The 17,177-nt window shown below is 64.4% G+C and carries 17 protein-coding genes and 1 pseudogene; 8 read left to right on the plus strand and 10 right to left on the minus strand.

Annotation, left to right across the window (positions count from 1 at the left end):
* The first annotated feature begins 329 nt into the window (after window positions 1–329).
* Window positions 330–1,748 carry an amino acid permease gene (locus tag AC3WK8_RS03405; RefSeq protein ID WP_103323980.1) on the plus strand — a complete coding sequence of 473 codons (1,419 nt, stop codon included), beginning with the start codon at window positions 330–332 and terminating at the stop codon, window positions 1,746–1,748.
* 102 nt (window positions 1,749–1,850) lie between these two features.
* On the opposite strand, the gene AC3WK8_RS03410 is transcribed toward AC3WK8_RS03405, so the two are convergent.
* The 6 genes and pseudogenes from AC3WK8_RS03410 to AC3WK8_RS03435 all read right to left on the minus strand — a co-directional run.
* Entirely contained in the window at window positions 1,851–2,450 is a 600-nt protein-coding gene (locus AC3WK8_RS03410) for a hypothetical protein (RefSeq protein ID WP_085595079.1), read from the minus strand.
* Window positions 2,451–2,459: 9 nt separating this feature from the next.
* The gene (locus tag AC3WK8_RS03415; protein WP_022643466.1) at window positions 2,460–3,053 is read right to left on the minus strand and encodes a papain-like cysteine protease family protein; all 594 of its coding nucleotides are present in this window, start codon (window positions 3,051–3,053) and stop codon (window positions 2,460–2,462) included.
* 248 nt (window positions 3,054–3,301) lie between these two features.
* On the minus strand, window positions 3,302–4,144 hold the full coding sequence (locus AC3WK8_RS03420) for an alpha/beta fold hydrolase (RefSeq protein WP_103323979.1): 843 nt from the start codon (window positions 4,142–4,144) through the stop codon (window positions 3,302–3,304).
* A 78-nt stretch (window positions 4,145–4,222) separates the two neighbouring features.
* A complete protein-coding gene (locus AC3WK8_RS03425; RefSeq protein WP_022643464.1) occupies window positions 4,223–4,519 on the minus strand; it encodes a cupin domain-containing protein in 297 nt (98 codons plus the stop codon).
* A 58-nt stretch (window positions 4,520–4,577) separates the two neighbouring features.
* Window positions 4,578–6,197, minus strand: coding sequence for an FMN-binding glutamate synthase family protein (locus tag AC3WK8_RS03430; RefSeq protein WP_022643463.1), 1,620 nt, complete (start codon window positions 6,195–6,197; stop codon window positions 4,578–4,580).
* Window positions 6,198–6,360: 163 nt separating this feature from the next.
* Window positions 6,361–6,459 (minus strand): annotated as a pseudogene (locus tag AC3WK8_RS03435) (LuxR C-terminal-related transcriptional regulator); the annotation flags it as partial.
* Window positions 6,460–6,580: 121 nt separating this feature from the next.
* Here AC3WK8_RS03435 and AC3WK8_RS03440 point away from each other — a divergent pair.
* The 6 genes from AC3WK8_RS03440 (at window position 6,581) to AC3WK8_RS03465 (ending at window position 10,467) form a co-directional block, all read left to right on the plus strand.
* The gene (locus tag AC3WK8_RS03440) at window positions 6,581–6,850 is read left to right on the plus strand and encodes a type B 50S ribosomal protein L31 (RefSeq protein ID WP_022643462.1); all 270 of its coding nucleotides are present in this window, start codon (window positions 6,581–6,583) and stop codon (window positions 6,848–6,850) included.
* A gap of 195 nt (window positions 6,851–7,045) precedes the next feature.
* The gene (nosR, locus tag AC3WK8_RS03445; RefSeq protein ID WP_103323978.1) at window positions 7,046–8,392 is read left to right on the plus strand and encodes a response regulator c-di-GMP phosphodiesterase, NosR family; all 1,347 of its coding nucleotides are present in this window, start codon (window positions 7,046–7,048) and stop codon (window positions 8,390–8,392) included.
* Between the two features lie 87 nt (window positions 8,393–8,479).
* Complete coding sequence (locus AC3WK8_RS03450) at window positions 8,480–8,911, plus strand: NUDIX hydrolase (RefSeq protein ID WP_085595089.1); 432 nt, start codon at window positions 8,480–8,482, stop codon at window positions 8,909–8,911.
* Window positions 8,912–8,934: 23 nt separating this feature from the next.
* Window positions 8,935–9,573 carry a LysE family translocator gene (locus AC3WK8_RS03455; protein ID WP_068584919.1) on the plus strand — a complete coding sequence of 213 codons (639 nt, stop codon included), beginning with the start codon at window positions 8,935–8,937 and terminating at the stop codon, window positions 9,571–9,573.
* Window positions 9,574–9,589: 16 nt separating this feature from the next.
* Entirely contained in the window at window positions 9,590–9,955 is a 366-nt protein-coding gene (locus tag AC3WK8_RS03460) for a nuclear transport factor 2 family protein (protein ID WP_103323977.1), read from the plus strand.
* Window positions 9,956–9,957: 2 nt separating this feature from the next.
* On the plus strand, window positions 9,958–10,467 hold the full coding sequence (locus tag AC3WK8_RS03465) for a GNAT family N-acetyltransferase (RefSeq protein WP_031321378.1): 510 nt from the start codon (window positions 9,958–9,960) through the stop codon (window positions 10,465–10,467).
* A 24-nt stretch (window positions 10,468–10,491) separates the two neighbouring features.
* On the opposite strand, the gene metR is transcribed toward AC3WK8_RS03465, so the two are convergent.
* Window positions 10,492–11,409, minus strand: a complete 918-nt coding sequence (gene metR, locus AC3WK8_RS03470; RefSeq protein WP_085595091.1) for a transcriptional regulator MetR — start codon at window positions 11,407–11,409, stop codon at window positions 10,492–10,494.
* Between the two features lie 393 nt (window positions 11,410–11,802).
* Between metR and AC3WK8_RS03475 the strand changes: the two genes are divergently transcribed.
* Window positions 11,803–12,837, plus strand: coding sequence for an alpha/beta fold hydrolase (locus tag AC3WK8_RS03475; protein ID WP_103324088.1), 1,035 nt, complete (start codon window positions 11,803–11,805; stop codon window positions 12,835–12,837).
* 42 nt (window positions 12,838–12,879) lie between these two features.
* On the opposite strand, the gene AC3WK8_RS03480 is transcribed toward AC3WK8_RS03475, so the two are convergent.
* From AC3WK8_RS03480 to AC3WK8_RS03490, 3 genes are read right to left on the minus strand one after another with little or no spacing between them, the layout of a single operon-like run.
* Window positions 12,880–14,277 (minus strand): sigma-54-dependent transcriptional regulator, encoded by a 1,398-nt coding sequence (locus tag AC3WK8_RS03480; RefSeq protein WP_053131708.1) that lies wholly within the window; start codon window positions 14,275–14,277, stop codon window positions 12,880–12,882.
* Window positions 14,267–16,045, minus strand: a complete 1,779-nt coding sequence (locus tag AC3WK8_RS03485; RefSeq protein ID WP_103323976.1) for a sensor histidine kinase — start codon at window positions 16,043–16,045, stop codon at window positions 14,267–14,269. The genes AC3WK8_RS03480 and AC3WK8_RS03485 overlap by 11 nt, the downstream gene beginning before the upstream one ends.
* Window positions 16,042–17,169 (minus strand): GNAT family N-acetyltransferase, encoded by a 1,128-nt coding sequence (locus AC3WK8_RS03490; RefSeq protein ID WP_103323975.1) that lies wholly within the window; start codon window positions 17,167–17,169, stop codon window positions 16,042–16,044. The genes AC3WK8_RS03485 and AC3WK8_RS03490 overlap by 4 nt, the downstream gene beginning before the upstream one ends.
* Window positions 17,170–17,177 lie beyond the last annotated feature (8 nt).

The following is a 17,177-nucleotide window of genomic DNA, read 5'->3' on the forward strand; positions in this document are numbered from 1 at the left end:
AGGTAAATACGCCCTAGGTAGGGGCATGACGGGGCACCGGGGCTGTGCAATACTCACGCCCCTTTCCGAGTGGGGTTTGGTGGAAAAAAGCAGGGAATGCTTCTCCGTGAAAGCGGTTTTTGCCGAGATTTCTCTCTGAATTTTGCTGTTTATAGAGTGAAAAGCCCTGTGACGAGCTTTTTATACTGCGCACCCCGCTGATCTGGCAGGTTTTGTCCTACAGACGCACCGTCCCACAAGGCCGGTCCGGTCGAGCAGGCCGCGGTTATCCGCCGCGACCTGGAAGACTCGGTGGTTCATATCCAATAACAAAATGAGGTTGTATCTCTATGCCAGTTGGCAACCAACTGCCCCACGGCGAAACCGCTCAGGGCGGCCCGCTGAAACGCGAACTCGGCGAACGGCATATTCGCTTGATGGCCCTGGGCGCCTGTATCGGCGTCGGCCTGTTCCTCGGCTCGGCCAAGGCCATCGAAATGGCCGGTCCGGCGATCATGCTGTCCTACATCATCGGCGGCCTGGCGATCCTGGTGATCATGCGCGCCCTCGGCGAGATGGCGGTGCACAACCCGGTCGCGGGTTCCTTCAGCCGCTATGCACAAGATTACCTGGGCCCGCTGGCGGGCTTCCTCACTGGCTGGAACTACTGGTTCCTGTGGCTGGTGACCTGTGTCGCGGAGATCACCGCCGTGGCGGTGTACATGGGCATCTGGTTCCCCGATGTACCGCGCTGGATCTGGGCCCTGGCGGCCCTGGTGAGCATGGGCTCGATCAACCTGATCGCGGTCAAGGCCTTCGGTGAGTTCGAGTTCTGGTTCGCCCTGATCAAGATCGTCACCATCATCGCCATGGTCATCGGCGGTGTCGGCATCATCGCCTTCGGCTTCGGCAACGATGGGGTGGCCCTGGGGGTCTCCAACCTGTGGACCCACGGCGGCTTCATGCCCAACGGCGTGACCGGCGTGCTGATGTCCCTGCAAATGGTGATGTTCGCCTACCTGGGCGTGGAGATGATCGGCCTGACCGCCGGTGAAGCACGCAACCCGCAAAAAACCATTCCCAACGCCATCGGCTCGGTGTTCTGGCGCATCCTGCTGTTCTACGTGGGCGCGCTGTTCGTGATCCTGTCGATCTACCCATGGAACGAAATCGGCACCCAGGGCAGTCCCTTCGTGATGACTTTCGAGCGCCTGGGGATCAAGACCGCCGCTGGCATCATCAACTTCGTGGTGATCACCGCGGCCTTGTCGTCCTGCAACGGTGGCATCTTCAGCACCGGTCGCATGCTCTACAGCCTGGCGCAGAACGGCCAGGCGCCGGCCAGCTTCGCCAAGACCTCGGAAAACGGCGTGCCGCGTCGCGCCTTGCTGCTGTCGATCTTCGCCTTGCTGCTGGGCGTGCTGCTCAACTATCTGGTGCCCGAGAAGGTGTTCGTCTGGGTGACCTCCATCGCCACCTTCGGCGCGATCTGGACCTGGGTGATGATCCTCCTGGCCCAGCTCAAGTTCCGCAAAGGCCTGACTGCGGCCGAGCGCGCTGGCCTCAAGTACCGCATGTGGCTGTACCCGATCAGCTCGTACCTGGCGCTGGCGTTCCTGGTACTGGTGGTGGGGCTGATGGCCTACTTCCCGGATACCCGCGTGGCGCTGTATGTCGGCCCGGCGTTCCTGGTGCTGCTGACCGCGTTGTTCTACATGCTCAACCTGCAGCCGACCAACACCCAGCAGCAGGCCCGTTCGGCCTCCTGACCCGCGTCCCGGTGCTGCTCTCGGCGTGAGCAGCCCGGCCTGATGGCCAGGCAATGAAAAATCCGGCGTCCCGCGAGGGGCGCCGGATTTTTTTTGCCGGGCTCAACCGCCCAGGGTGCCGCTGGTGTCGGCATCGAACACCGCCTTGGCCTGCTTGGCGGCCGGTACCAGCAGGCCGAACAGCGTGGCCTCGCTGTAGAGCTGCCGGGGTGCCAGGTTGGCGGGCGTGGGCTCGATGGGGATCAGCACTTCCTCGGCGTCGCCGTGCAGCCAGATCAGCGTCGCTTGCAGGGCCGGGACGAACAACAAGCGCAGTTCATAGGACTTGCCTTGCAGCTGCGGGGCTTGCTCGGCCAGGTTCAGGGCGCTGATGGTCGAGGCCGCCAGGGCTCCGTGGTTCAGCGCGCAGAACTCCAGCTGGCCGGTGGTTTCGGTCAGTTGGGCATCGGCGATCGAGACGCCACCGGCGAACACCAGGTAATGCCAATCGCCCGGCGTGGCCTGGGCCAGGTCCTGGCCGTTGGCCAGGTCTTCCAGGCTCAGGGTATAGCCACGAAAGGCCTGGGACAGGTTCAAGGTGGCCGGGCCGGCATTGGCGAAGGCGCGATTGATACCGAAGCCCTGGGTCTGCAGGGCCGCCTGCAGGACCGGACGCAGTTGCTGGACGCCACCGACGGGCGCCTTTGGATAAGTCAGTTGCATGCTGCCTCCTCAGTAGTTTTTCCGGGTGAAGTAGGTGTGGGTCCAGTTGCCGCCGCCGTTGTAGGTGCCGGGGAAGCTGTTCAGGGCGCGGGTCGAGTAGCCGAAGATCGAGTCGGCCACCAGTACGTAGCCGCCGTCGGTGCCGTAGATCGCCAGGAAATGCGCGCCACCGCCGTACCAGGCGCAGCGCAGGCCGACGGGGCGGCCCATGCCGAGCTGGTTCTCGATGGCGGCCATCTGCATGCGATCTTCGCGCATGCCGCCGTAGCTGCCGGTGGTACGCAGGGCCGAGTCCAGGTAGCCATAGACGTTGCACGGTCCGGGCTGGCTGCAGCAGGTGCTGCGGCCCAGCTCGGCGTTGGCCACGCCGCATTGGGTCCAGGAGCCGGTGTTGTAGTAATTGCCGACCGAGGCCGACAGGGCGGCCCAGCACCAGTTGGTCTGGGTTTGCTGCTGGATGTTGAAGTTCAGGCGGGCGCCGGCCAGGGGCGCGGCCTCGGCCGCTTGAGTGATCTCGTCCAGCTCCGGGTCCAGCAGGGTGCCGGCCAGGCAGCGGGGCATGACTTGTGGATTGCCGATAGGGGGCAGGGTAGTGCTTAGCATGTTCATCCTCCGTGAATGAAAACCAGCCTCCGGCTGGCGTTCGTCGCCGCACGGGAGCGAGCGGCGTACCGGACCCGGATGCCAGGCATCGCGCCAGGCCAGCCTCGATGGCAGGCGCTGTCGGGTCTGTAATCAACCTTAGATGAAATATGCGTCAGCGCAATTTAAATATGCGTTTATGCAAAATCGCTGATAAAGACGTCCCCGCTAAAGGGGACATCCGTGGCGGGGCGTGGCGAAGACCGGGGTCATTGGCCGTCGAGGAAATGCTCGAGGGCGGCGTTGAAGAAACCGGGATCCTGGAGAAAGGCGAAATGGCTGGCATTGGGCAGGATCAACAGCCCGGCCCCGGGAATCGTCGCCGCCATGTATTCGGTGTGTTCACGCTTGATGGCTTCGTCGCGATCGCCATCGACGATCAGTACCGGCGCCTTGATCCTGGAAAGGTCGGTGTCGCTCCAGTTGGGCTGGCTGGCCCACATGTGGCTGATCTGCTCGACGAAGGCCTGGTACTCCCCGGGTGTTGGCGACAGCTTCGCGTATTCCTTGCCGGCGCGCTCGATGTAGGCGGCAAAGGTCGGATTGTTCTCCACCCCTTCCCTGACCCCGTCGGTGCGAGTGTTGGCGGCATAGGCGAAGACCTTGCCAACCCGTTGCGGGTAGCGCATGGCCAGGTCCAGGCCGAGGATCGCGCCATCGCTCCAGCCGACGAAATCGGCCCGGGGGATTTTCAGCTGGTCGAGCAGGGCGACCACGTCGTCGGCCATCAGGTCGTAGCCGTAGGGGCGCGCGTCGCGGGTGCTGCGGCCATGGCCACGGCTGTCGACGCTGATCACCGTGTGCCGGGCGGCCAGGGCCTTGACCTGATGGCCCCAGTAGTCGGCATTGCCCAGGCCGCCATGTAGCAGCACCACCGGCGAACCATGGCCGATCCTGCTGTAGTAGAGGCGTATGCCATTGACCTTTGCATATCCACCCTGGGCCCCGGCCACCGGGGCTGGAGTGGGCGGCAGGGTCTGCCAGCGCTCGCTGGCGAAGGTGCTGGTGAACGACAGCAGCAGGACGAGCCCTGCAAGCAAGCGATGGGACATGGCTTTCTCCGTGGCTATGGGGCCGGCCGCTACGGGCCGTGGGTGGGCGCGCCGGGACGCCGTTGCGGGCGCACGGCGCTAGGTATCGATGATTACCAGGGTGCCCTGGCTGCCCGGGAGCACGCTGTGGACCTGCCCGGCCGGCACCAGGTACATCTGCCCGGCCCGCACCTGCACGGTGCCGCCGTCGATGCCCAGGCGCAGGCAGCCCTCGGTCACCAACAGGCCTTCGTCGTAGTCGTGGACTTCGTCGCCGCTGGGCTGCTGGTCCATGCGCAGGACCTTGACGCAGGCCGGGCCGATCCGCCCCACCGGCGAGGATTGCCAGGGCTCGGGCAGTTGCTGGGACAACCGGTCGAATGACAGCAGGGGCATGGCGCTCTTCCTTGTGGGCCAAGGCCCGGGCCGCCAGGGGCAGGCCCGGGGGCCGCGATCAGGCCGCGGCCGGGGTGTTGGGCTCGAAGCTGTCGGCGCGGGCCAGTTGCCACATGCGCGAGTAGAACTCGCCGGTGACTTCGCCGGTCAGCAATTCGCCGGGCTTGAGGAATACATGCAGTTGGGAGAATAGCTTGATCTCGGTGGCCGACATGCGCCGTACCAGGTGCTTGGCTTCCAATTGCGAAGGGTGCTGCAGGCCGGCGGCGGCGAGCATCTCGGCCAGGGCCTTGAGGGTATTGCGATGGAAGCTGTACACCCGCTGGGCCTTGTCCGGTACCACCAGCGCCCGCTGGCGCAGGTTGTCCTGGGTGGCCACGCCGGTCGGGCATTTATTGGTATGGCAGCTCTGCGACTGGATGCAGCCGATGGCGAACATGAAGCCGCGCGCCGAGTTGGCCCAGTCGGCACCGATGGCCAGTACGCTGGCGATGTCGAAGGCGCTGACGATCTTGCCGCTGGCGCCGAGCTTGATCTTGTCCCGCAGGTTCAGGCCCACCAGGGTGTTGTGCACGAACAGCAGGCCTTCGCGCATCGGCGCACCGATATGGTCGGTGAATTCCACCGGTGCGGCGCCGGTGCCGCCTTCCTTGCCGTCGACCACGATGAAGTCCGGAAGGATGCCGGTCTCCAGCATGGCCTTGGCGATGCCCATGAACTCCCACGGATGGCCCAGGCAGAACTTGAAGCCCACCGGCTTGCCACCGGACAGCTCACGCAACTGCTGGATGAAATGCATCATTTCGATAGGGGTGGAGAAGGCACTGTGGCTCGATGGCGAGATGCAGTCCTCGCCCATGCGGATACCCCGGGTGTCGGCGATTTCCTGGGTCACCTTGTGCTTGGGCAGGATGCCGCCGTGGCCAGGCTTGGCGCCCTGGCTCATCTTGATCTCGATCATCCGTACCTGGGGGTTGCTGGCCTGGGCGGCGAAGCGCTCCGGGTCGAAGCGCCCATCGCTGGTGCGGCAGCCGAAGTAGCCGCTGCCCAGTTCCCAGGTCAGGTCGCCGCCGTGTTCGCGGTGGTAGGGGCTGATGCTGCCTTCGCCGGTGTCATGGGCGAAGTTGCCGAGCTTGGCGCCCTGGTTCAGCGCGCGGATGGCGTTGGCGCTCAGGGAACCGAAGCTCATGGCCGAGATGTTGAACACCGAGGCCGAATAGGGCTGGGTGCACTGTGGGCCGCCGACGGTGACGCGAAAGCTGTCGGGATCGCTCAGGGGCGCCGGGCGCATGGAATGGCCGATGAACTCGAACCCCGATTGGTAGACGTCGATCAGGGTGCCGAAGGGTTTGTCCGCACTCTGGTTCTTGGCCCGCGAATAGACCAGCGAGCGCTGGGCCCGGGAGAAGGGCAGGGCGTCGCTGTCGGATTCCAGCAGGTACTGGCGGATTTCCGGGCGGATGCCTTCGACCAGGTAGCGGATATTGCCCAGGATCGGGTAGTTGCGGCGTACGGCATGGGGACTTTGCAGCAGGTCGAAGATCCCCAGCAGGCTCAGCAGGCCGGTGACCAGGGTGAAGGGCCAGACCCAGTCATATTCGACGAAGGGCAGGCTGGCGAGGGTGAATATCACGCAGGCGGCAAAGAAGGCATAGCGGCTCAGGAGTGACAGGCTCATACGGGTTCCTTGGTTCGGACTCATCAGATCGTTTGTCGGTACTCATTCTTGTTGGAGCGCGGGTTCTTATTGTTATGTCCGGGCGCGGCGCCAGGCCGGGCCGGCTATCAGGCGCCATGCACCTGAAGAAAGTTCCGCGAACAGCTGGAGCCGGGACGCCATGCCCCAGCGTGCTGGCGCTGATTGTCTTATGGTTTTTCACCGTCTCGGTGGAAATTTCCAGCTTACGGGCGATCTCCTTGCTGGAGCAACCGCTGATCAGCCGCTCTGGCGCGGCACCGGCAGGCAGTCTGGGGCTTGTTGCAATCGGTTCTCGTTTGGAAGGTGATGGTATGTTATTGTATAACGTATTGAGCTCACCCAAATGCCCTGGAGGCCCCCCCATGAAACCCGGTATCCATCCCGATTACCGCACCGTGCTGTTCCACGACACCGCCGCCGACGTGTTCTTCCTCATCGGCTCCACCGTGGACACCGATCGCACCCACAAGTACAGCGACGGCCAGACCTATCCCTATGTGGCCCTGGACGTCTCCAGTGCCTCGCATCCGGTGTACACCGGCCAGCAGCGCAAGACCCAGTCCGAAGGCCGTATCGCCGGTTTCAACAAGCGCTTTGCATCCTTCGGCTCTGGCGGCAAGGCCGCCAAGTGAGTGCACCGGCAGCGCCCCTCGCCACTGGCCAGGGGCGTCGCTGAACGACAGCGGGACACTGTCGCTGGATGAATGGTGTTAAAAAGCCATCATCGCAATTGGAAATTCTTCTAATCTTCAATCAGGCAGCAAGCTCGTTGTTGCCGGCACACGCAATGATGGACGCGTGCATCAACGTTGACCCGAGGTGTCCCCATGGGTGATCCGGACGTTGTCACAGTCTCCCGCTTGCCCGGGGTCCTGCTGGTGGACGCCCAGGACCTGGTCCTGCAACGCCTGCGCCAGTTGCTCAGCCCCCATCCCTATGCACTGCATTTTGCCCGGGACGCCATCCAGGCCCTGCACGTCATGGCCCACTGCGAGGTGGACCTGGTGATCAGCGCCGCCCACCTGCCGCAGATGGATGGCCCGGCGCTGCTGGCGCGCATCCACCAACAGTATCCGCACACCGCACGGATCCTGCTGACCGGTGACCCGGACCCCAGGCTCATCGCCCGGGCCATCAACGAGGGCGAGATCTATCGCTACCTGAACAAGCCCTGGGACGACCAGGAGTTGCTGCTGGCCCTGCGCCAGGCCCTCGACCACCAGCATGCCGAGCGTGAGCGCCAGCGCCTGGGGCTTCTGGTGCGCCAGCAGAACACTGAGCTCAAGGCGCTCAACGTCCAGTTGCAAAGACGCGTCGCGGCGCGCACCGCCGAGTTGCAGCAGACCGCCGACATGCTCGACTTGGCCTACGAGGAGCTCAAGCACAGCTATGCCACCGGTGCCGAACTGTTTTCCCTGTTGGTCAACCAGCGCCTGCCTCTGGCCAAGCAGACCAATCGGCGGATCATCGAGCTGGCACGTGCCTACTGCACGATCCAGGGGTTGGATGCGATCTTCCAGCGCGACCTGGCCATGGCCGCGGCCTTGCACAACATCGGCAAATTGAGCTGGAGCGATCAGCTGATGACCACCCCGGCGGACCTGCTGCATCACCAGCAACGCGAGCGCTACCGGGCCTATCCGCAACAGAGCGAATCGCTGTTGATGACCCTGGAGCCGGTGCAGGATGCCGCGCGGCTGATCCGTCATCACCAGGAACACTGGGACGGCAGCGGTTTTCCCGATCGGCTCAGGGGCGAGGCTATCCCCCTGGGCTCGCGGGTGCTCAAGCTGGCGGTGGATTTCATCGAGTTGCAGTGCGGCCTGATCCTGGAGCGCCGCATGAACAGCGACGAGGCCCTGGTCTTCATTCGCAAGTACGCCGGGCGCCTGTACGACCCGCAACTGGTGGAGGGTTTCATCCAGGTGTGCTCGGTGTACCTGTGCGACGTGACCCTGGGCGATCCGTCGGTCCGGGTCCTTGGTACCCGCGAATTGGCGCCGGGCATGATCCTGGCGCGCAACCTCAACGCCGACAACGGCATGTTGCTGCTCAATGCCGGCAAGGTGCTCAACCTGCCGTTGGTGGACAAGCTGATCGCCTTCGAAACCATGGAGGGCGCGCGTTACAGCGTGTTCGTCAAGCTGCCCCGGGAGGAAACCGTGGGCGCCTGAGCGACAGCGAAAGACCATTGCTCGATAGCCTCGGGAGGGCGGCACGTGTGATCCTTGCCCCTTCATTTCCAAGGTCACCCCATCGTCATGCCTGCTTCTTCTGCTGATCCTTCCATCATTCGTATCGCCGCCGCGCTGTTGATCGGCGCCGACGGCCACACCCTGCTGGTGCGCAAGCGCGGCACCCGCGCCTTCATGCAGCCTGGCGGCAAGATCGAGGCCGGCGAGCAGCCGGTGCATGCCCTGGCCCGCGAGCTGGAGGAGGAACTGGGCCTGCGCATCGACCCGGCCCAGGCCCGCTACCTGCAGCAGTTCTCGGCTCCCGCGGCCAATGAGCCCGGCCATGTGGTGCAGGCCGAGGTCTTCCTGATCCGTATCGATACCCCGGTGACTCCGGCAGCGGAGATCGAGGAGGTGCGCTGGATCGATCCGGCCGGCGACGCAGATTTGTTCCTGGCGCCGTTGACACGGGATCTGATCTTGCCGTTTTATCGCCAGTCTCAAGCGACCCTCGCCTGATCGATCACTTGCCAAGGACTGCCATGATTCCACTGCACGACTACCTGATTTTCGTTGCCGCTTCCCTGTTGATGGTGCTGACCCCCGGGCCGAACATGATCTACCTGATCTCCCGTTCGATCTGCCAGGGACGCAAGGCCGGCGTAACCTCGTTGCTGGGCGTGGTGGCGGGATTCTTCGTCCACCTGATGGCCGCCTCCCTGGGGCTCACCGCCGTGTTCATGGCGGTGCCCATGGCTTATGAAGTCCTCAAGTGGGCAGGTGCCCTGTACTTGCTGTGGCTGGCCTGGCAGGCGCTCAAGCCCGGTGCCCGGTCGCCCTTCGAGGCCCAGCAGCTACCGGCCGATTCGCCGCGCAAGCTGATGACCATGGGCTTCCTGACCAGTGCCCTGAATCCCAAGATCGCCGTGTTCTACCTGTCGATCTTCCCGCAGTTCATCCATCCCGAATACGGTTCGGTATTCACCCAGAGCATCATCCTCGGCCTGACCCAGATCAGCGTGAGTTTCTCGGTGAACCTGCTGATCGCCCTGTTCGCCGCCGGTATCGCCTCCTGGTTCGCCAGCAATCCGACCTGGTTGTCGGCCCAACGCTATTTCATGGGCTTCGTGCTGGCAGGATTGGCGGTGCGCCTGATGTTCGAACAACGTCGTGCCAACTGAACACCGGAGTAGTGCCATGACAGAGTTTTCCAGCCCCGAGGCCGTGGTCGAGGAGCAACTGCAAGCCTATAACCGCAAGGACCTGGAGGCCTGGCTGGCGACCTATGCCAGGGATGCCCGGCAATACGAGCATCCGGCGACCTTGCTGGTCCGTGGTCACGAAGAGATCCGGGCCCGGGCGCAACTGCGCTTCCAGGAGCCCAACCTGCACGCCCGGCTGCTGCAGCGCTCGGTGATGGGCAATGTGGTCATCGATCATGAACTGATCAGCCGCACCTTCAGCGACGGCACCGGAACCCTGGAAACCGTAGCCATCTATGAAGTGCAAGACGGCAAGATAAAGTCCGCCTCATTCATCACCGGACAGAAGAGCCTCGATTGAACATGCAGATCCAGCGCCTGGTCCCGGAGGATGTCGAGCAGTACCGGGCCTTGATGCTCGAAGCCTACGACCGCCATCCCGAGGCATTCACCTCCAGTGTCCGCGAGCGGGAAAAACTGCCCCTGACCTGGTGGGCCGCGCGCCTGGATGGCGAGTTGGACGTGCTACTGGGGGCCTTCTGCGATGGGCGCCTGGTGGGGGTCGTTGGCCTGGCCTTCGAGCTGCGCGAAAAAGCCCAGCACAAGGCGACGCTCTTTGGCTTGTACGTCACCGCCCAACAGCGCAGCAGCGGCCTGGGCCTGCGCCTGGTGCAGGAGCTGCTGGCCGAAGCCGCGGAATACGAAGGCGTGCGCCTGGTGCAACTGACGGTGACGGCGGGCAACGACTCGGCGCTGGCCCTGTACCAGCGCTGCGGCTTCGTCCAGTACGGCCTCGAACCCCTGGCTGTGCGAGTGGGGGATGACTACTTCGACAAGATCCACATGTGGTATCGACTGCCGGAGCAAGGCTGAGCCGCCACCGGCAGTTTCGGGCAATCAACGCACCGCGCTGACCCCGTCGAGGGTCGAGAACGAAGTGTCCTTGGCGGTCAGCAGGAAATCACGCATATAGGGCGCGTCCAGCATATCGGCGCGAATCGCCGCGTACAGGGTGGCGAACAGGCCCTTTTCCCCCAGCCGCTTGGCCTTCACATAGCCCCGCGAGCTGTATTCGTGCAGCGCCCAATGGGGCATGCCGCACACGCCGCGACCGCTGGCCACCAGCTGCATCATCATCACCGTCAGTTCCGAGGTGCGCACCTGCGCCGGCTCGATGTCCGCCGGCTCCAGGAAGCGGGTGAAGATGTCCAGGCGATCGCGCTCCACCGGATAGGTGATCAGGGTTTCGCTTCGCAGGTCTTCGGGAACTACGTAGGGCTTGCCCGCCAGCGGGTGCTGGTTGGCGACCGCCAGCATGGCCTCGTAGGTGAACAGCGGCACGTAGGTGATCCCGGCCAGGTCCACCGGGTCGGAGGTTACCACCAGGTCCAGGTCGCCACGGGCCAGGGCCGGCAGCGGGGCGAAGGAAAAGCCCGAAGCCAGGTCCAGCTCCACCTCCGGCCAGGCGTCGCGAAACTGGTCGATGGTCGGCATCAGCCACTGGAAGCAGCTGTGGCATTCGATGGCCATGTGCAGGCGCCCGGCGGTGCCGCCGGCCAGTCGCGACAGGTCGCGTTCGGCGCCGCGCAGCAGTGGCAGGGTCGCGTCCGCCAGTTGCAAGAGGCGCAGGCCGGCGCTGGTGAAGCGCACCGGCTTGGTCTTGCGCACGAACAGCGGCATGCCCAGGCGCTCTTCCAGCTCCTTGAACTGGTGGGACAGGGCGGACTGGGTCAGGTGCAGGCGTTCGGCGGCTTCGACCAGGCTGTCGGCTTCGCGCAAGGCGTGCAGGGTCTTCAGGTGACGGATCTCGAGCACCGGGCTCTCCATGAATGAATTTACTGATAAGTGCGAAGGCTGGTGAGTTTGTCTCATGTTCAAGGGGCTGTCGACCACTGGCGCCGCTTTATCCGGGGTTTTGCCCCATGCCGTTCCGGCGGGCACGACCGTCGGGGCAATCTTCATCAAATTGTCACGCAACTGTGGCAGCGCGAATCATCGAACTTCATCAGACTCGCGCTCCACTGGGCACCTCTAAAAACGTAGGCGAGGCCGCCAGCGCAAGGCAAAAACCGGCGAAAAAGCGCAGTTTACGAGGGGTAAATGAGCATTTTGACCGGGCTGGCGCACCAGCCGGTTTTTAACGCCGCGCTGGCAACGCAGGTAGTTTTTCGAGGTGCCCAACTGGGGTTCTACGTTTCGGTGTTTCCTATGCGGGCAAGATTTCTTTCAGGTTGTCTCTTGCTGGCCGGGCTATTGCTCGGCCAGTTTGTTTTTGCGTCCGGGCGTTGCGACGTCAATGTGGCGACCCAGCGGGTCGACCTGCCACAGGTGAGCCTGGCGTACCAGAGCATCGGCCGGGCTTCGGATCCGGCCCTGCTGCTGGTCATGGGCCTGGGCGGGCAGTTGATCCATTGGCCGGATGAGGTGGTGGTCGCCCTGTGCCAGCAAGGCTTCCGGGTGATCCGCTATGACAACCGCGACGTCGGCCTGTCCACCTGGCGCCAGGCGCCGGCCAGCGCCAACCTGACGCTCGAAGTGCTGCGCTATAAGCTCGGCCTGCCAGTCGCCGCGCCCTACACCCTGACCGACATGGCCGATGATGCCCTGGGGCTGATGGATGCCCTGCATGTGGAGCAGTTCCATGTGCTGGGGGCGAGCATGGGCGGGATGATCGCCCAGCACCTGGCGGCGATGGCTCCGCAGCGGGTCGAGAGCCTGACCCTGGTGATGACCAGTTCCGGCGCCGAAGGCCTGCCGGCACCCAACGCGGCGCTGGTGCAGTTGCTGTCGCGGCGCAATGCGCCCAACCGGGAGGCGGCCCTGGAACAGCAGGCGGACTTGCTGGCGGCCCTGGGCAGCCCCAAGGTGCATGACGATCGCCAGGTATTGCTGCACCAGGCGGCGCTGGCCTATGACCGGGCGTTCAATCCCGAGGGGGTCAAGCGCCAGATCATGGCGATCCTCGCCGAGCCGAGCCGGGTGACCATGCTCAAGCAATTGCGGGTGCCGACCCTGGTGGTCCATGGCACTGCCGATCCGTTGCTGCCGGTGATGCATGGGGTGCATCTGGCCGCGCATATCCAGGGCAGTCAGTTGAAGCTGATCCCGGGGTTGGCCCATCGTTTCCAGGAGGCGTTCAAGGCGCCGCTGCTGGCGGCGGTGCTGCCGTACCTGCAAAGCCATCGCGAGGATACGTCGCACTGGGCGCAGATCGAGCCACCGGAAGTGGGCCGCATGCTCTGAGCCAGCGGATAGATTTCCGTTTGCAGCTTGTCGCTGTTCGCGTCAGCGAACGATCTTGTCCACCTGGATCCCGAGTTTCTTCAGGCGATACCAGAAGCTGCGTTCGGAGATGCCGATCATCTGGGCGGCGGCGGCCTGGACGCCGTTGCTCTGGTGCAGGGCCGCGAGGATGTAGGCCTTTTCCACTTCGGCCAGGGCAGCGTCCAGATCGCTGGGCACTTGCGGCCCGACGTTGAGAGCGACGCTGGCGGCTCCCTCCTCGGCACGGGTATCGAACAGGTAGCCCGGCAGGTCGCTTTCCTCGATGGTCTGGCCGGTGGCGACGATGGTCGCCCGCTCCACGCAGTTCTGCAGCTCGCGGATATTGCCCGGCCAGTTGTAGTTGGCCATGGCCTGCAAGGCCTGGGGACTGAAGCCGGTGATGCGCTTGCCGGCGGTGGCGCCCAGGCTGTGGGCGAAATGCCGGGCCAGCGGGCCGATGTCCTCGACGCGCTCGCGCAGGGCCGGCAAGGGAATGGGGAACACATTGAGGCGGTAGTACAGGTCTTCGCGAAACTCCTTGTCGGCCACCGCTTGCAGCAGGTCCTTGTTGGTCGCGGCGATCACCCGCACATCGACCTTGCGCTCCCGCGGATCGCCCACCGGCTCGATCACCCGCTCTTGCAGCGCGCGCAGGATCTTGGCTTGCAGGGCCAGGGGCATGTCGCCCACTTCGTCGAGGAACAACGTGCCCTTGTCCGCCTGCTGGAAGCGCCCGACCCGATCGGCCACGGCGCCGGTGAAGGCGCCCTTGCGATGGCCGAACATCTCGCTTTCCAGCAAGCCTTCGGGGATGGCCGCGCAATTGACCGCGACGAATGGTTTGCCAGCGCGATTGCCGTGCTTGTGGATGGCCCGGGCGACCATTTCCTTGCCGGTGCCGCTTTCGCCGGTGAGCAGGATGGTGGCATTGCTCTCGCGGACCGAGTCCACCGCTTGCAGCACCTGGCGAAAGGCCGGGCTGTCGCCCACCAGGCTGTCGATCTGCTGGTGCTCCTCAAGTTCGGCGCGCATGCGCTGGTTGTCCTTGAGGATGTCGCGAAACTGCAGGGCCTTGCTGACGGTGATGTCCAGCTCGTCGATGTCGAAAGGCTTGGCGATGTAGTCGTAGGCGCCGTTGCGCATGGACTGCACGGCGTTCTTCACGGTGCTGTAGGCGGTCATCACGATCACCGGCAACTGTGGGTAGCGCTGCTTGATCTCGCCCAGCAACTGCGGGCCGTCCATGCCGGGCATGCGCCAGTCGCTGATCACCAGGTCGATGTCTTCCTGTTCCAGCACCTTGAGCGCGTGCAGGCCGTTGCCCGCGGTGAACACCTGGATGCCGTTCTGGCCCAGGGCCGAGGACAGCAGGTCACAGAGCTTGGGTTCGTCGTCGACCACCAACAGGTTATGCGTCATCGCGGTCCTCATCCTCCTCGTCGTCTTCACCATTGGCCGGAATGTACAGGCTGAAGGTGGCGCCGGCATCCTTTTCGCTGGCGCATTCGATGTGGCCGTCATGACTTTCCAGGATTGAATAGACCTTGGCCAGGCCCAGGCCGGTGCCCGAGGCCTTGGTGGTCACGAACGGCGTGAAGATGCGCTCCAGCATGTCCGGCTCGATGCCCTGGCCGGTATCGCCGATGCTGATGATGGTTTCGTCCTCCTGCTGGGCGATGCCCAGGGTCAGGCGGCCGCCTTCGGGCATGGCGTCGATGGCATTGAGGATCAGGTTCAGGCAGGCCTGCTTGAGCTGGCGGGCGTCGGCGTGGATGGTCGCGCCCGGGGCCAGGTCCTCGATGCGTGCGTCGATGTTGTGGGTCGCCAGTTCCGGGCCGCAGAACCCCAGCAGCTCCTCGAGCAGGGGGCGCGCCGGCTGGGTGGCGCGGATCGGTGCGCTGGGCTTGGCGAAGTCGAGGAACTCGGTGATCAGGTCGTTGATCCGGCTGACTTCGCTGATCACGTATTCCAGGTGGCGCTTGTCGTTCTCGGGCAGGTCGGCCCGGCGGTGCAGCAGTTGGGTGGCGGTCTTGATGATGCCCAGCGGATTGCGTATCTCGTGGGCCAGGCCCATGGCGACCTCGCCCAGGGCATGCAGGCGGTCACGACGGCGCAGTTGCCCCTCCAGGTGTTGCAACTCGCCCAGGCGCTCGGTCATGTGGTTGAAGGTGCTGCTCAGTTCCGCCAGCTCGTCGCCGCCGATCACCGGCACCCGTTGCCGGTAGTCGCCGCTGATCACCGCCTGTACGCCCTTGGACAAGCCCCGCAGGGGCCGGGTCAGGCGTTGCGACACCAGCCAGCCGACGCATAGCGAGGCCGCCGAGCTGAGGAGGAAGATCAGGATGAACAGGTTGCTCTGGTTGACCAGGCCGACCAGGCTGCTGTGGCGCAGCAGGCCGCTGAAGATCACTCCTACCAGGTCGCCGCTGTCGTTGAAGATCGGCCGGTACAGTCCGCTGTAGCGGCTGGTGAACTGCTCGGTGGGTTGGCGCGTGGTGCGCAGGATGTCCTCGATCCGGTGCGGTACCTGTGGCGGGTGGTCCTCGAAGCGCTGGGTGGCGAAGATTTCCGAGAAGTCGTCGGCCTTGGCCAGGTACAGGCGCAGGTCCAGGGAGTGCACGTCGGCCACGCTGGTGAGAAAGCTGGCGTCCAGGTAGGTGGCGATCAACAACTGGTAGTCGACGCCGTCGAGGTTGGTCTGGAAGGTCGAGACCACCACGCCGGTGGCCGCACCGCCGACCTGGATGGTCTGCAACACGGCGTTGGAGGCGGTGCTGATCTGCCCGACCACATCGTCGGCGGCGGTGGTGAACATCACCTTGTGGTCGCTCTTGCGAATCAGCGCCACTACATCGATGCCCATGGAATCGGCAATATCGGCGGTGAGCTTGTCATGCTTGGCTGCGTTGCGTTCCCCCGGGGGCCGGGTGTAGCGCAGGAACAGCTGGGCGATCCGGGCGTTGTCGCGCAGGATCTCGGTGATCTCGTCCTCGACGATCTTGGTGGATTCCTGCAGCCAGATCCGCACGTTGCTGTCGAAGATTTCCGACAACGTGGTGGCCGCCAGCTCGGCGGCGATCATGGTGGGAATCACGCTGACCAGCCAGAACGCCAGCACCAGCTTGCGCTGCAGGCTCCAGCGGGAGATGGCGAAGGGGCGGGGAGGACGACGATCTTTTCTGGTCATGTACTTTCGCTTATTGCAGCGGCCATGGCGGGGTCGGAGCGATCCGGGCGGACAAAGCGTTTTATCACCTTCAGCAACGCGTTGAGCAAGGGATTGCGGTGGCGGAAAAACAGCATGTTAGCGGTGAAGCGGCAGCCCAGGCGCAATTTGCTCGCATAACCGGCCTGGCCGCACTCGTACAGCGGGATGCGCTGCTGGATGCAGTAGTCGACGTTGGCCAGCCAGCTGCGAAAATACAGGTTGTGCTCACGGGTGACATCCAGGTCGTGGGCGAAGAACTTGTCGATCAGCCGATGCTGGTCGATGAGCACCAGGTTGAACGCCACCAGTTGCTCGCCGACCCAGTACAGGACGCAGGCGGCCCGTTCACCCAGCTGTTCGAGGATGCCAGTGAAGTACTCCGCCGGCAGGCGTTCGAACTGCAGGTCGGCGCGGTTCAGGGTCGCCTCGTACAGGCGCATGATGTCCGGTAGCACGTCGTCGACCCGCTGCCGCCACTCGATGCGCGGCGCCGGCGCCCGGAGCTTGCGGCGCAGGTCCTTGCGGGTGGACTTGCCCAGGGTGCCCAGGTAGGCGTCGATGGAGGCGAAGGGTATCGGCAGCAGGGCGCTGGGCAGGCTCGGCATCGCCTGCAGCCCGGCGGCCAGGCAACTGGCGGCCCATTGCCGGTCGTGGCTGGCGGCGTCCTTGACCGCCATCAGGCCGATGCCGAAGCCGTCGGCGTCGGCCCGGGCCAGCTTCAGCAACTCGTCCAGCAGGGCTTGGCGGCGTTCGGCCGGGACATGGCTGGCGGTGCCGACATTGCACTGTTCGGCCACTGGCGAGCCGATGGCGTACAGGCGCAGTTGCAGGACCCCGGGCCATTGGCGTTCCAGGCGCTCGGTAAAGCGCTTGGCCAGCCCCGAAACCGTGGTATCGAGCCGGTACTGGGTGGTGAAGGCCGGTGCCACCGCCACCAGGGTCGATCCCTCGTAGATCGCCAGGTAGCGCCAGCGGAAATCGGCGATGGCGGCTTTTTCCACGGCCAGATAATAGTCCCAATCCTCCAGGGCCCCTGGAAAACAGTCGTTCCAGGCACTGCGTTCGATGGCCTGTATGGTTGAAAAGGCTTGGGCGGTAATCACGTCTCGTC

It is taken from the genome of Pseudomonas sp. FW507-12TSA, from assembly GCF_058781435.1.

Coding starts and splice junctions, on each gene's coding strand:
- AC3WK8_RS03485 (WP_103323976.1), bottom strand. CDS start 16,045: ATGACCAGAAAAGATCGTCGTCCTCCCCGCCCCTTCGCCATCTCCCGC.
- AC3WK8_RS03420 (WP_103323979.1), bottom strand. CDS start 4,144: ATGTCCCATCGCTTGCTTGCAGGGCTCGTCCTGCTGCTGTCGTTCACC.
- AC3WK8_RS03450 (WP_085595089.1), top strand. CDS start 8,480: ATGCCTGCTTCTTCTGCTGATCCTTCCATCATTCGTATCGCCGCCGCG.
- AC3WK8_RS03440 (WP_022643462.1), top strand. CDS start 6,581: ATGAAACCCGGTATCCATCCCGATTACCGCACCGTGCTGTTCCACGAC.
- AC3WK8_RS03465 (WP_031321378.1), top strand. CDS start 9,958: ATGCAGATCCAGCGCCTGGTCCCGGAGGATGTCGAGCAGTACCGGGCC.
- nosR (WP_103323978.1), top strand. CDS start 7,046: ATGGGTGATCCGGACGTTGTCACAGTCTCCCGCTTGCCCGGGGTCCTG.
- AC3WK8_RS03415 (WP_022643466.1), bottom strand. CDS start 3,053: ATGCTAAGCACTACCCTGCCCCCTATCGGCAATCCACAAGTCATGCCC.
- AC3WK8_RS03460 (WP_103323977.1), top strand. CDS start 9,590: ATGACAGAGTTTTCCAGCCCCGAGGCCGTGGTCGAGGAGCAACTGCAA.
- AC3WK8_RS03455 (WP_068584919.1), top strand. CDS start 8,935: ATGATTCCACTGCACGACTACCTGATTTTCGTTGCCGCTTCCCTGTTG.
- AC3WK8_RS03405 (WP_103323980.1), top strand. CDS start 330: ATGCCAGTTGGCAACCAACTGCCCCACGGCGAAACCGCTCAGGGCGGC.
- AC3WK8_RS03430 (WP_022643463.1), bottom strand. CDS start 6,197: ATGAGCCTGTCACTCCTGAGCCGCTATGCCTTCTTTGCCGCCTGCGTG.
- AC3WK8_RS03480 (WP_053131708.1), bottom strand. CDS start 14,277: ATGACGCATAACCTGTTGGTGGTCGACGACGAACCCAAGCTCTGTGAC.
- AC3WK8_RS03410 (WP_085595079.1), bottom strand. CDS start 2,450: ATGCAACTGACTTATCCAAAGGCGCCCGTCGGTGGCGTCCAGCAACTG.
- AC3WK8_RS03425 (WP_022643464.1), bottom strand. CDS start 4,519: ATGCCCCTGCTGTCATTCGACCGGTTGTCCCAGCAACTGCCCGAGCCC.
- AC3WK8_RS03475 (WP_103324088.1), top strand. CDS start 11,803: ATGCGGGCAAGATTTCTTTCAGGTTGTCTCTTGCTGGCCGGGCTATTG.